We start from the raw sequence: 14731 nt of genomic DNA, 5'->3' as shown, positions 1-14731 counted from the left end.
TGGTTGATAACCAAATATTTTTGAAGTACAATGGATAACGATTGTTTTTTATATCATTCTGTTTTGAATATGTTTTGACGTTTTATGCAGTATAATTTTAAGACTTTAAGGACTTGCTATGTTTTGTGACTTGGTAAAAGGGAAACGGGTTTTATTTATTACTACAAGAAACATTGATTATATTCGTAATTCCCAAGAAAAAAATTTATTAGAAAAAAATGCAGAATCTGTGGAGTTTATCTATTCCACAAAGCACAGTTATCCTTTGCGTCTGCTGGAAATCTATGGCAATATCGTTATCGAAAAAGTGAAAGGTCTTTTTCATAAGGGTAAGATCTATAATTGCAATGTTGTATTTATCGGGTTTGCGCCACAATTGGTTCTTCCCGTGTTCAAGATTTTTTTCCGTAAAAAAAGTATTATTATTGATTTCTTTATTTCCGTCTATGACACCATGATCTGCGACAGGCAGAAGTTCAGGGATGGCGGAATGGTTTCCAAAATCTGTAAATTCTTTGACGAGATCACTTTGCACTTTGCGGATCACATTATCACGGATACCAAGGCGCAAGCGGGATTTTTTATCGAAGAGCTTGGAGCTGTTCCCGGAAAGGTTGAGACACTTTATCTTGAAGCTGATGAAAAAATTTATTATCCCCGACCGCAGGTAAAAACAGGTGATCTTAAAGATAAGTTTGTGGTCCTATATTTTGGCAGTATCTTACCGCTTCAAGGGGTGGATGTTGTACTTGATACCATAAGAAAACTTAAAGGTGAAGAGGATATCTTTTTTGATATCATAGGTCCCATTCCGGAATCTTTGAAAAAGCCGATTCAGTCCAATGTATGTTACACTGACTGGCTTTCTCAGGAGGAGCTTGCGGAAAGAATAGCAAATGCGGATCTGTGCCTTGCGGGGCATTTCCATGGAAGCATAGCAAAAGCCGACAGGACAATCCCCGGAAAAGCTTATATCTATGAGGCGATGAAAAAGGAAATGATCCTTGGAAACAGCAGTGCAAACAGAGAGTTGTTCAAGGAAGATGAAATGCATAGTTTTGTCACCATGGGAGATTCCGATGAGATGTGCAGATTGCTTCTTGAATATATAAATAAAAACGAAAGCGAGCAAAGTAAAATTGCTTATTAGTGTAATCGTACCTGTTTATAATATTGAAAAATATGTCGGAAAAGCAATTGAAACAATAATCGGTCAGACTTACAGGGATTTGGAAATAATTCTTGTAGATGACGGATCAACTGATAAAAGCGGCGAGATATGCGAGCGCTATGCCGTCAAAGACGATAGGATAGTAGTTGTTCATCAGGAAAACGGAGGTCTCTCAAAGGCCAGAAATACAGGGACCAAAATAGCAAAGGGAGATGCGATTGCCTATATCGACGGTGATGATTATATACATCCTTGTTATTTTGAGATACTTGCCAAGAATCTTATTGAGCATGAAGCCGATATCTCCGTTTGCGGAATGCAAGTGGTTTCCGAGAATGAATATGAGAATTTATCGCTTTCAAAAGATGTTGAAAATGCCGCTATAGAGATTTCTGCTGAAGAGGCGCTTGAAGGTATGCTGTCTCAAAAGCGCTTTTCACTGTCTTCATGTGCAAAATTATATAAGCGTAAGATCGCTCAAAGTCATTATTTTCCTGAACAGGAACTCTTTGAGGACTATTACACCGTCTATAGATTTTTTACCGAGGCAGATGCTGTCACATATACAGATGCCGGGTTATATTACTATCTTAAAAGAGCCGGAAGTATTACCAAGAAAAAATATTCTCATCAGATGATGGATTATATAAAGCACGGAGAGCAGGTGATCGAGCATGTTAAACAAAGCGGGCAACAGCTTATGGATGCTGCGATCTCAAGACTTGTATGGGCGTGTTTTTATATAGTAACTCACATAGATGATTCATCAAAGTACAGGGAAGATGAAGAATATTGCTGGAATTATATAAAGAAATACAGAACGAAAGTTATCATAGATAATTCTGCCGTAAAGAAAGAAAAGATGCTTTGCGCGCTTAGTATGTTCGGCAAAAAGCCGCTTAAACTCGTATATAAAATGTCATTGAGGTGAATATTATGATTCCTAAGGTTATACATTATTGCTGGTTTGGTGGAAAAGAAAAACCTGAAAGCGTTATCAAGTGCATAGACTCTTGGAAAGAGTTCTGTCCGGATTATGAAATAAAAGAGTGGAACGAAAATAATTTTGATATAAACGCAAATGACTATGTAAAAGAAGCGTATCAAAATTCCTTTTGGGCCTTTGTCAGCGATTATGCAAGATTTTCTATCTTGTATAAATACGGCGGTTTGTATTTTGATACCGATGTGGAGCTGATAGATACTATTGATGACCTGGTGGAAGAGGGACCTTTTTTTGCCAGAGAGCGTAAGGATAAACTTGTTGTCGCAACGGGGCTTGGAATGGGTGCGTTGCCGGGGATGGATGTGTACAAAGAAGTTTTGGATTATTATGATTCAATACATTTTGTATACGAAGACGGAACGTTTAATAAGAAAACGGTTGTGGATCATGTGACCAAAGTGCTTATAAAAAATCCGAATGAATACAAAAATACGGATAGCGTCTTCAAGATACAGGATATAAGCATATATCCCAAAGACTATTTTTGCCCCATAGATTATCTTACCGGAGATTGGGAATTTACCGAGAATACCAGGGGTATACATCACTATGATTCAACATGGTTGTCGGAAAGTGAAAAGGAGATCAATCGAAAAGTACGTGAAGTAAATAAAATGTATGGTTACAAAATAAGTCTGGTCTATAAGCTTTTACTTGAGACTGGTTACGTGTTTAAAGAAGACGGATTAAGAGCTTCACTTCATCATGTCAGGATCAGATTGAGGAACTGGTCAAAGGATATGTGATTAAACAAATTTGAAAAGGAAGTTATGACAGCTTTGGGAAAAAGAAAAAATACTTATTATGTTTTGGCATGCTTTTTGGTGTGTTTTATTCCCAGGATCATCATCAATCTGGGAATAAAGGCCAGTACCGGCGGACACGATGATCTTGGCTTTTTGGCTGTACCTTCTTATTTGGCGGGATATGATTGGAGCGGAGTGATAAAGCATACATCATATTATGGATTTGGCTTTTCTGTACTATTTATGACTCCGATCATAAGATTGTTCGGAAACACACCTTTTCTTATGTTTCAGATAATGTGGGCGATAGTTGCCGCATTTCAGTCTCTTGTGGCAGTGATCGTCTATTACATAGCTTACAATCTCTTTGAATACAAAGACCGCAATTTCTGTGCACTTGCGGGAATAATAATGTCCTATCTTACATTCTGCTCATCGTGCAGATTGGAAAACGATTCCGTCATGCCTTTGTTCATATGGGGAATCATTCTGATCATGTCACTGCTCATAAAAAGTGATGAACACAGAATTGCAAGAACGCTGTGCCTGGATCTTATGGTGGTCTTTTTGCAGCTGATGCATACGAGATCTGTTATCATATGGATAGCGTTGTCTATTGTTGTCATTATCTACAGGATCGTGGAAAAAAGATGGCTTGTGTGCCCTAAGACATATCTGGCCGGAATGGTTATCGGAACTTATCTGATCAAAAAGCTGGTTTCTTATGTTCAGACAGCTGTCTGGGGAACTACCGATCTTGCCAATTCTTCCACGGGTTTAAAGAATCAGCTTATTACCGGTGCAAAATCGGGAAGCATCATCGATTATATCAAGTCATTTGTTTTTTTGTGCTTCGGTGAATTGTTTACCATAATTCAGTTTTCAAATATTATATTTGCGGTCGGGCTTGTTTCAATCTTGTTTTTCCTGTTTAACAGGGTGAAAAGAGAAGATAAAAAAGCTGAATTTTATAATCTTATTTTCCTTTTGATATTATTCATGGGAATGTTGGCGGCTTCGGGACTTTATTGGAATGAAGATGCCAGAAACGCGATGATGTCAGGGGAGTTTTCAAAAGGTTTCTTTTACCTTAGATATATTTCTACATTTGCGATCCCGATAGCATTTTGGGGGATTGCATGCACACGCGACATCAACACGAAACAGATGGCGATAATTGTCTTTTTGTATATGTTACTGTGCCAGTTTGTTATCAGTAATATAGGTGCACTTCCAAATCAGGATTTATGGGCGACTTTTGCCTCAAAATATAAGGGAAGCTTTAAATCCATGCTCACACAAAATGACCTTTCAATCGTGAGCATAGTTAGTCTGTCTGTATTCTTTTTCTTTTGGCTGCTTAACAGAAAAAAGGGCAAATGGCGGACGGTATCAATGGTCTTTTTGCTTGTTATGACTTTTTATAATTATATTTATCAGATTCAGAACGGCGCAAAGATGTGGGGGGAGAGCGTATATAACAGTGTTGACGGACTAAGAACGCTTAATACCGCATTCCTTGATGACTTTAATGTTTATTGTAATGATGACATTCAGAAATATGCGCTTCAGTTATGTTATCCAAAGATCGCGGTGAAGGATTACGAGGATTATGAAGGTGAGAAAAATTCTGTATTGATCTCACGTGATACTGATGGAATAAAAAAGACCGATCTCTATTACGTTATCTGTGATGATGAAGTGATCTATTTTTCTGATGCCAAAACAAAAAAATCAGTCCTGGAGCAGATAAAAAAATGAGTACTATCACAAAAAACTCTATATTAAATGTTTTTTATACTTTGGTTAATATTCTTTTTCCCATAGTTGCAAGTGTTTATGCGGGAAGAGTACTGATGGCTACAAGAGTCGGAACTGTGACATATGCACAGAACTACGCCTCATACTTTATAATGATCGCATCGAGCGGAATGGATGTATATGGTATCCGTGAGATTTCCAAGGCAAATAAAGGCGATTCAAAGAAGAGCGGAGTGGCAATCGTTTTTAATGAGCTTTTTTCCATCAATTTCTTTCTGACTTTGTCGGCACTTCTGTGTTACGGGATCATAAATCTGCTTAGAGGAAATGCGACCAATCCTATTTATCTGGTATTTGGACTTCAGATTCTTTTTAACTTTTTTAATGTGGACTGGTTCTATCAGGGAATTGAAGATTACAGATATATAGTTAAAAGAGGCGTGATAGTAAAAACGCTGGTCCTTATAATGATCTTTTTGACTGTAAAAAGTGAGAATGACTATGTTATCTATGCTCTGTGGATAGCACTTGTCGGGGTGCTCAATTATATCTGCAATCTGTGGAATCTTATGAAGCACATAAAGGTAAGAATTACCACGGCGGGACTGCGTAAGCATTTTATGCCGCTTCTTATGCTTGCGATAAGCACATGGTTGTCGCTGTTTTACAGTAAGCTTGATATTTCCATGCTGGGAGCGATGAAAGGAGATACCGCTGTCGGATTGTATTCTACGGCGCATAGGGTTATCTTTATGATCGTTACCGTTTCAACGGCGGTTTCAAATGTTTTCTTCCCAAGGCTCAATAAGCTGTACAAGGAAGATTATAAGAAATTTTGTCATCTGGTATCCAAAGGTATTACCTATATCTCGGTGATTGTTTTCCCGATGATAATTATTTCGTTTTTCTTTGCAGGCGACATAATCGTCTTTTTGTGGGGCGATTCATTTAAAGGGACAGAGTATATCCTGTTATTTCTGATCCCGATTGCTTTTTTCCAAAGCTATGGGAACCTGCTATGCTACCAGCTTATGATATGCATTGGTAAGGAAAAAGAGCGTATACCGGCATATGCAATCGCATGTATTTCGAATGTGGTACTTAACAGTATTCTTATTCCGAGGTGGGGGGCTGTCGGAGCGGCTGTAGCATCATCATTTTCCGAGATGATGGTGAATCTTGTTCAGTTCATTTATGTGAAAAGAAAGATTGATATATCGGTTTCACAGAAGAGTTTATTTCAGATTTTGATCAGTACTTTACTTATTTTTGTTTCAACAGCGCTTATTCATCGGTTTATGGCAAATGTAGTTACCGGAATTTTGTTTTCTGGGGTGGGAATTATGGCGATTTATGGCGTTTGTTATGTTAGGTTACTGACATCTGATGATAAAAGAGTAAACTGTTAGACATTTGTTGCTTTTGTGTTACATATGAAAAAAGTTTGAAATATAGGAAAATCTATTTACAATTAATGCAATTATGATATTATTTTTATCGTGAAAAAAGTATCAAACGATACTAAAAAAAAGAAAGGGAGAGCATTTGTTATGAGTATTAAAACATTCAAGAGAATTCTTGCAGTAACAATGGCAGCTTCAATGCTTGCTATGCCTCTTACTGTAGGAGCGACTGACTCGGCTGACTCAACACGTTCTGACTCATCAGTGACAAGACAGGAAGCAGCTTCAGTTCAGACAACCAGCGAAGTCTCAGTTAATGGTTCAGTAGTACAGAACGAACTTCCCGGTATTTTTGAAATTACTGCATCACCTGCAGTTTCAGGTATTGCAGTGCGAGGAACTGCTGCTCAGATCAAGCAGAAAGCAGGCCTTGCAGGAAATGAATCACCTATTGTGAGGGCTTATTCAGTAGAACGTAAGAAGAGCCCTGCCGTTTATAAGAGTTTCGATGCAGCGGCTTCAATCGTAGGTGGAAAATTGGTTGGCGGTATCAATGTCGACCTTGGTAAAGTTGCAGAAGGAAAGTATTCAAAGCTTCCCAGAGAAGTTTCTGTTCCTGCAACAATCGGAATCAAGAATTATGATCCCAAACTCAATTATTATGTTGCTAAAGTAGTATCAGGTGGAGCAATCGAGCTTATTCCTGTAACTGTTGAAAAGGGAATGGCTACAGTTGATATTACAGGCGGACTTGCAGGATATGGTCTTATCGTAAAGTAATTATTTGAGGGTTTTATAGAGGGATACAATTTTATATTGGCGGGGGGAATGACTTATAGGGCCATTCCCTCTTTTTTTATGGTGAGGGGTCATGGATAGAAAAGAGAGTGGGTTTAACTACATATCGGTAGTTGCATTAGTTTTATTTTCTCTTGTATGTCTGTGTATGTGTGGTATTCAGGGAATATACAGTTTTTCGTTGTTCCCTGATGAATTTGGCTATTGGGCCGGTGCGGCAAAGGCTTTGGGATATGATTTCAGTGAGATTACATCCATTGGTTCATTTTATTCATTTGGCTATTCTTTGATACTTATGCCTGTAATGAAAATTTTTTCCGATTCCGTGCTTGCATATAGGGCTGCAGTAGTCGTTAATCTGCTGTTGCAGGTTTCATCTTTTTTTATCTTTACAAAAATAGCGGATAGGTTATTTGAAAATACCGACAGGTTAACAGGAGCGATCCTTAGCGGGATTGCGGTGCTATATCCTTCGTGGGTGTTTTATGTACAGATGACTATGTCCGAAGCGTTACTGTTCTTTATGTATACGCTTGTAGTTTTTCTCATGATGTTTTATTTGGATAATACTTCTGCTTATGTGGGGACGTTGTTGGCAATTGCAACGGTATATATATATTCCGTGCATATGAGAGCAGTTGGGATTCCGATCGCGGTTATCTGCACTTTGCTGATAGGTTGTGTTTTAAGAAAAAAAAGACAAGGATCGGATAAAGATTTTTTGTCGGCAGCATTACCTGTTTTAATTATTCTGGCCGGCTTGATCGTATGTCTTTTTATAAAAAAATACATGATCGGAGCATTGTACTTGGGAGGCGCCGAGAATAGTACGGCGACAAATGATTATTCCGGACAAATGTCCAAATTTGCAGAGCTTTTTACGCTCGCAGGAATAGGCAGATTTTTTGCCGCCATGTCGGGAAAAATATTATATCTTGGGTGCGCAAGCTTTGGACTTGCTTACATTGGTATCTATGTTCTTGTTAAACGTGTGATAAACAAGGACATTAAAGCATTATTTGTTTTGCTGGCATCTCTTTTTCAGTTTTTGGTGATGTGCATTTATCTTATTCACAGCGCAGATGTTGTGGAGGACAGATTCGATCTGTTTCTTAACGGAAGATATATTGATTATGTTATTCCGCTGCTTACAGTGATCGGGATGAATGAGATTTTACATTGCCGCGTAGATATCGGGAAGATCGCAAGTGTTGTATCTGTGATGATCGTATCTGCTGCGATTTCCTGTATTGTGGTTTTGAGGAATAAAGTGGGAATGAGAGATCCGCACGGGATGCTTATGGTAGGCATGAGCTATTTTATGGATGAAAAAAATGTAAGACCTGTACGGACGATTGTTATCAGTACCGTTTTTGCACTACTTATCATGTTTACGCTGATAGGTATCGCATTGTTTTATCAAAAGAGTAGAAATTTTTATATTTTGTTTTTTATACATCTGTTTCTTATAGGACTGTCTTATAGTGCATGTGATCATTTCATTTATATCGGACAATCATATATATATGGCGACATACAGGTGGCTGATGAAATTGCGAGTTTGCGTAAAGAAGGACATAGTGGGGACGTAATTTTAGTATATGAAGGAGGACTTGAGTATATCGACACGGTTCAGTTCAGACTTCGTGATGAACATATCGGTGTGATCTATGCAGGTATACGCGGAGAGTTGTCGAAACTTAAGGACGATGATCTTGTTTTGGTTGATTATGAAAGTGATCTGAATGCAGAGCTTTCTAAAGAATATGACAGTTCATGGGAATCGGGACATTTTGAGCTATATTACAACAAAGTTGGGAGAGAAAATTAATGAAGCTTATTATTCAGATACCATGTTACAACGAGGCAGAAACGCTTGAAGTTGCGCTTAACGACCTGCCAAAACACATAGATGGAATTGATGAGATTGAGTATCTTATCATCAATGACGGAAGTAAAGATAATACAGTAGATGTTGCCAGAAAATGGGGTGTCCAGAACATAGTAAGCTTTAAACAGAATCAGGGGCTTGCTAAAGGCTTTATTGCGGGACTGGACGGATGTCTTAGAAGTGGCGCGGATATTATTGTAAATACTGATGCAGACGATCAGTACAAAGGAGAGGATATCGAGAAGATTGTACGCCCGATACTTGACGGTGAAGCGGATATCGTTATCGGAGCAAGACCTATTGATGATACCGAGCATTTTTCTTTTGTGAAGAAAAAGCTTCAGCATTTTGGAAGCTGGATCGTAAGAAAGGCATCGAGTACCACAATTCCCGACGCACCGAGCGGTTTCAGAGCTTTTTCAAGAGAAGCTGCAATGAAGCTCAATGTAGTAAATGATTATACATATACCTTGGAGACCATTGTTCAGGCCGGAAGAGAAAAGATCCCCATGACGAGTGTTCCGATCAGAACAAATGCCGAACTTAGACCGTCAAGATTGTTTAAGAGCATTTGGGGATATGTAAAAAAATCAATGATAACCATACTCAGAGCATATGTATTATATAAACCTCTCAAGGCGTTTTCATTGTTGTGCCTGCCGTTTTTGACAGTAGGAATGGCTATAGGTGTAAGATTCCTTTGGTTCATGGCTCACGGAACAAGCGGCGGACATGTTCAGTCTCTTATACTTGGATGCACGCTCATAATAATCGGTTTTTTGATTTTTGTAATAGGTGTTATGGCTGATACACTTGCTGCAAACAGGCGTATTTTGCAGGATGTGCAGTTCCATGTAAAGAGTATGGAATACATGAGAAGAACTGCAGAAAATCAATTTGAGATATAAATCTTTTAGGAGCTAAAAATGTCATCATATTTAAATAAAATGGGGAAAATTAGAATTGCTGTGGGAATAGTACTGTTTTTGGGTACTTTGTGCTGTTTTTGCCTCAACATAAATGCATCTGATCAGGTGACGGGAAGTTTACAGTCGGTAACAGAAGATATAGTTGCATACGATTCAATGGATGTTTCAGCGGGAAAGGTAGATATTAAAGCGGGCGAGATAATACTGATTGCTAATGAAGATTCGGAATGGTTGCATATTTTATATCAGGGAAGCGATCTGTACATAAAGAAAGAAGACGCTTCTGCTGTGGGAAGTCTTGAAAATGAAGACGCCGCGAAAGAACTGGAGAAGACTGCTCAAACGGATAAATCCTGGATAGAATCCTATATTGCGCAGATGAAGGCCATAAGAAACGGCAGGATCTGGAGAACTGTCATAGCGGTCATGATCGTGGCGGTAATAGTATTTATAGTGATGAACAGTATCAGAAGAAATGCTTCTGAAAAAATAAAGTAAAGGGATAGTGATACGTTGTAGTGCTGTATCTTTAGCTATGAAACGAGATAAGATGAAAAAGGGTTATTTTTCGAAATATATAAGTGGGGAAAATGCTTCTTGTAAGGATTTTGTGAGCAGGATATATGAAAAGATCAATCCGGAGCCTGATAAAGGCTCCGATTATCTTGTTGATTACATGATAAGGGTTCTTCTCTTTTTATTCCCATTATATGTTTATGAGAGTACCGGTGTTATGGGAATATCCATGAGAGATATTCTTTTTGGCATAGTTATTCTTATTATGTTTTTGCATTGCATGAAAAGTATGCTTCGAAAAAAAATCCGTTTTGGAAAAAAAGAACTTTTCATATTGGGATTTTTTGTCAGTATACTTATATGTTTTTGCGTACAGACAATAACATTAAATACTGAGGTTTCGCATACATATTATTATGTCGGGATGTTTCTTTTGCCGTTTTGCGTTGGCTTTATTCAAAACAGCAAAAAATATTATATGAATATATTTGTTTCATCATACATCATCGTATATTTGAGTATATTCAGATATATCTTTACGGCGAAAGCGACGTTTCTTGGTATTGAAGAATTTCTGGATGAAGGTTACAGGCTGGTACCTGCATTTTTGCTGAGCAGTGCTGTTTGTGCTTTTTTATATGTTGTTGAAGACGATAGGAAAAAACAGATTATTTATCTTGTACTTGAAGCGATAGGATTGTGCGTTCTTTTCCTGTACGGAGATACTGTGGCATTTATGATGATGCTTATTTATCTGATGTGTCTTCAGTTCGTAAGAAAGGCTACAGTGAGCTTTGTTAAAAAGAATCTGATCCTTTTATTCGTATTTGCTTTTTGCGCATCCAATGTTCCTGTACTTGCACGTTTTGGGACAATCGGGATCAACAGATCTTTTAACCTTAAATACAGTATCTGCATCGATCTGTTCATTGCGGTGGCAGGTTATATTATTGCCGGATACTGGGATCGTATTCCTAAAGATCATGAGGAAAATCGCATTGTTATGGTGAAATTTTCCACGTTATTTAAGCAGGCAGTTCTTATAATTATTGTTCTGATAAGCCTTTGCTTTGTTTTTGGAAGCAGGGCGGATACCCTTTTGGGAGGATTCGGAGGAGAAGTTTTATCGGGATTTTCCGGAGCTTTATGGGATTCTGTCAGTAGTTCATACGGTGAATTGTGGCACGTACTGGAAGTATACGGGATTGTAGGAAGTGTTGTACTTCTTATCTTTTCTGTGTTTATTCTGAATATACTTTATAAAGCCTGGAAGAAACACGGGACAACAGAAGAGGAGAAGGGATATATCATGATAACTCTTCTTTTTATAGTACAGAGTTTCTTTTATCCGTTTACTTCTGTGTCAACACCTTCATTTCTGATATTTGTGGGATTTGCGCTTAAGGCGGTCTGGAAGGATTATTTCGTTTCGGCGGATGAGACGACGGATTCCGGGAATGACTTTGATGCGGTTTCAAAAATAGAGATTCTTTTTATAACAATATTTTCATCGGTATTACTTGTTTTGGTAGCTTTTGCATTATATAGGGCTTTTGTTCCTGCGGGCGCCGAGGGCGGCGACAGCTGCCTTGTACAGTCGGCGGTCCGGCAAAGAGATCGGCAGACGATAACTATGGATGAGAAAGAGAATAATGATGAAAAGAAAGAGAAAGAAAACGGCTAATAAAGTGGGTAATAAAACGTTTGGGCGGTTTTTGTTTTATGGACTTATGCTTGTGATCGGCATGACTATTGTCGGAGGAGCGGGATGTATTCTGTTCAGGCCATACAGGATCACGCTTGATCTTGGCGACGGTTCGGCGCCCGTGACAAAAATATATACGGTAAATGCGGGTAAGTTAGATCTTGGGATACCCAAGCGCTCGGGCTATAGATTTACGGGATGGACAGGTTCTAACGGAGGTGAGCCTCAGACGGATATTTCTGTCGGAAACGGAATGCTTGGAAATCTGAGCTATACGGCAAATTGGTCAACAAACCTCGATGTTACTTGCCAGGACTGGATAGTTGATAAGGACGGAAATCTGATCCGTGATATAACGGATGAAGTTGACAGTTTTCTTGAAGAAGGCGGCAGTTCAAAAGAGTATACTGTTCAGAAAAGAACTATACAGGTCAAAGCCGGAACTGTAGTAAGTGCATCGAAATGGGGCGAAGACACGGATTATAAAGCATACTCGGATAAATATATGTTTGTCGGAGCATCAAAGGATGTTACTGTAAAAGAAGACGGAGTGAGACTTTACAGGTTTTTTAATCCAATCCTTGATGTGAACTATGCTGTGGATGGCGAAAATGCGACAAATAATACGGATATTGCATTTTTTGATCTGTATGTGGACGGAGAGCTGATCGATGAGGGAGCTTATGATTTTTGCGGTGCCATACCGTACGGATCTGAATATAAGGTTGTTTTAAAAAATGTAAATCCGCTATTTGAGTATGACAGCACCAAAGAAATTGCCGGAAAGATGTCCGACTCAAGAGGAGTGGCGGTGGCACGTTTTACAACCAGAGAAGGAAACTGCAAGGTTACCTGTGAAGACTGGGCTATAGATGCAGCAGGTAATAAGATAAAAAATATTACCGCTGAAGTCGATAAATACCTGTTTGACGGAAAAAGTAAGAAGGAATATCCGGTTTTGAAAAGAACAGTGCTCTTTGAAAAAGGTGATGTTGTAAGCGGAGAACTTTGGGGAAATGATAATTCCAAAGGCGCTTACAGCGGCGGATATGTGTATGTGGCTTCTTCAAATGAAGTTCCCGTTGATGAAAAGGGTGCGACTGTGTATCGCTATTTTTATCCAATGCTTGACGTAAATGGCATATTGAATGACGAAAGCTTGAAAAATACAAGTAAAGTAGCGAAGTTTAGCGTTTATGTCGATGGAGAGCCTGTTGCTGAAAATGCCGCGGACTTTTTCGAAGGTGTTCCTTGCGGAGCTGAATATACAATAAAAAATATTGAAACAGAAGCCGGATTTGAGCTTATGCAAGATAAATATTCGGGAGTAATGGGAGAAACCGGGAATTATATAGAGCTAAAGTTCAGATCGAAAAAGTAATAAGCAAAACAAAAAAGAGTCGCTTGCGACTCTTTTTTGTTTGATGGAAACATCTAAGATAAAAAAGCATTTATCTAAGTTTATCTTGTCAGAGACTTAAGGTCTGAGAAGAATGTCGGATAAGAAATTGATACACATTCAGAGTCCTTTATCACGGTCGGACCTTCTGCAACGAGAGATGCTATTGCAAAGCTCATTGCGAGGCGATGGTCGGCGTGACAGTCTATGTTTGCGCCAAAGAGTGGCTTACCGCCGCGGATGATCATGCCGTCATCCGTTGCTTCGGCGTCGCACCCCATTGCTGTGAGATTCTCGACAACTGAAGTGATGCGGTTTGACTCTTTTACCTTGAGTTCTGCAGCGTCTTTAATAATGGTCTCACAGTCCGCTGTCGCTGCAAGAACGGCAACTACCGGAAGCTCGTCGATCATTGTCGGAATATCTTTTCCTCCGATAACGAACTTACCTTTTTCATTTCCGCAGAGCTTACTGTATCTTACAAGGATATCGGCTCTTGCTTCCTGGGAATTATCTTCGTTAAGGAGCGTGATGTCGGCTCCCATTTTTTTCAAAACATTTATTATACCTGCGCGGGTCTTGTTGACTCCGACATTTTTGATAAGAAGTTCCGATCCCGGTACTATAAGGGCTGCGGCGATAAAGTAGGCAGCAGAAGATATGTCGCCAGGAACATTGATGTCGATTCCTTTAAGAGGTCTTCCGGGATGAAGGATAGCAGAGGCTGTTCCGTCATCGGCGACCTCGTTGTGGATGTCTGCGCCAAATGCTGAGAGCATTATTTCTGTATGATTTCTTGAAAGAGCCGGCTCGTGAACGATAGTATCGCCTTCGGCATAGAGACCTGCAAGGATGATGGCTGATTTTACCTGCGCGGATGCTACCGGGCTTGTGTAAGTGATGCCGTTAAGGCTCTTATTTCCCTCAATGTTAAGAGGGGCACAGCCGTTTCCGCGAGCGGATGTAATAGATGCACCCATGAGAGTGAGAGGATCTATAACTCTTTTCATAGGGCGCTGCTCTATAGAAGAGTCGCCTGTGATCGAAGTATCAAATGGTTGGGCTACAAGAATTCCGGACATAAGCCTTGTTGTCGTTCCGCTGTTTCCGGTATAAAGAGTCTCTATCGGAGTGGTGAGACCGTGAAGGCCTTTGCCGTGAACGGTTATCTTCTTGACGTTCTTGTATTCGTCTTCCTCGCGGTCTATCGTGATTCCAAGCTTTCTGAAACAATCGATTGTTGAAAGGCAGTCTGCGCTTTCTAGGAATCCTGTAATATTTGTATCGCCTTCTGCAAGAGCACCGAACATGATGCTTCTGTGGGATATTGATTTGTCACCCGGAACAGTGACTTCTCCTCTTAATGGACCTCTGGCTTTTTCTAATGTAGTCATGTGAGTCTCTCC

Annotated in this window: 12 protein-coding genes; 11 read left to right on the top strand and 1 reads right to left on the bottom strand. The window is 39.4% G+C overall.

Translation table 11 applies throughout. The annotated features are described in order from the left end of the window. Positions 1-229: 229 nt before the first annotated feature. From T356_RS0106570 to T356_RS0106520, 11 genes are all read left to right on the top strand, one after another. Positions 230-1150, top strand: coding sequence for a glycosyltransferase (locus T356_RS0106570; RefSeq protein WP_242846571.1), 921 nt, complete (start codon positions 230-232; stop codon positions 1148-1150). Beyond that, on the top strand, positions 1140-2102 hold the full coding sequence (locus T356_RS0106565) for a glycosyltransferase family 2 protein (protein ID WP_026513810.1): 963 nt from the start codon (positions 1140-1142) through the stop codon (positions 2100-2102). The genes T356_RS0106570 and T356_RS0106565 overlap by 11 nt, the downstream gene beginning before the upstream one ends. A 5-nt stretch (positions 2103-2107) precedes the next feature. Further along, a complete protein-coding gene (locus T356_RS0106560) occupies positions 2108-2923 on the top strand; it encodes a glycosyltransferase family 32 protein (protein ID WP_026513809.1) in 816 nt (271 codons plus the stop codon). A gap of 33 nt (positions 2924-2956) precedes the next feature. Continuing rightward, a complete protein-coding gene (locus T356_RS0106555; RefSeq protein ID WP_155838982.1) occupies positions 2957-4684 on the top strand; it encodes a hypothetical protein in 1728 nt (575 codons plus the stop codon). After that, positions 4681-6093 carry a flippase gene (locus tag T356_RS0106550; RefSeq protein ID WP_026513807.1) on the top strand — a complete coding sequence of 471 codons (1413 nt, stop codon included), beginning with the start codon at positions 4681-4683 and terminating at the stop codon, positions 6091-6093. Before T356_RS0106555 ends, T356_RS0106550 begins: the two co-directional genes overlap by 4 nt. A gap of 141 nt (positions 6094-6234) precedes the next feature. Next, positions 6235-6867 carry a hypothetical protein gene (locus T356_RS0106545; RefSeq protein ID WP_026513806.1) on the top strand — a complete coding sequence of 211 codons (633 nt, stop codon included), beginning with the start codon at positions 6235-6237 and terminating at the stop codon, positions 6865-6867. A gap of 91 nt (positions 6868-6958) precedes the next feature. Further along, entirely contained in the window at positions 6959-8716 is a 1758-nt protein-coding gene (locus T356_RS0106540; RefSeq protein WP_026513805.1) for a hypothetical protein, read from the top strand. Further along, the gene (locus T356_RS18635; protein ID WP_051563213.1) at positions 8716-9684 is read left to right on the top strand and encodes a glycosyltransferase family 2 protein; all 969 of its coding nucleotides are present in this window, start codon (positions 8716-8718) and stop codon (positions 9682-9684) included. Before T356_RS0106540 ends, T356_RS18635 begins: the two co-directional genes overlap by 1 nt. A gap of 18 nt (positions 9685-9702) precedes the next feature. Next, positions 9703-10203 carry a hypothetical protein gene (locus T356_RS0106530; protein ID WP_026513804.1) on the top strand — a complete coding sequence of 167 codons (501 nt, stop codon included), beginning with the start codon at positions 9703-9705 and terminating at the stop codon, positions 10201-10203. A gap of 52 nt (positions 10204-10255) precedes the next feature. Continuing rightward, complete coding sequence (locus tag T356_RS0106525; protein WP_026513803.1) at positions 10256-11905, top strand: hypothetical protein; 1650 nt, start codon at positions 10256-10258, stop codon at positions 11903-11905. Beyond that, the gene (locus T356_RS0106520) at positions 11874-13307 is read left to right on the top strand and encodes a hypothetical protein (protein WP_197020888.1); all 1434 of its coding nucleotides are present in this window, start codon (positions 11874-11876) and stop codon (positions 13305-13307) included. Before T356_RS0106525 ends, T356_RS0106520 begins: the two co-directional genes overlap by 32 nt. An 80-nt stretch (positions 13308-13387) precedes the next feature. On the opposite strand, the gene aroA is transcribed toward T356_RS0106520, so the two are convergent. Next, positions 13388-14719 (bottom strand): 3-phosphoshikimate 1-carboxyvinyltransferase, encoded by a 1332-nt coding sequence (gene aroA, locus T356_RS0106515; RefSeq protein WP_026513801.1) that lies wholly within the window; start codon positions 14717-14719, stop codon positions 13388-13390. Between the last annotated feature and the right edge of the window lie 12 nt (positions 14720-14731).

The sequence above is a fragment of the Butyrivibrio sp. LB2008 genome, assembly GCF_000621565.1.
Taxonomy (GTDB): domain Bacteria; phylum Bacillota; class Clostridia; order Lachnospirales; family Lachnospiraceae; genus Butyrivibrio.
The sequence above is the reverse complement of the archived record's forward strand: the minus strand, read 5'-3'. Positions and strand labels throughout refer to the sequence as shown.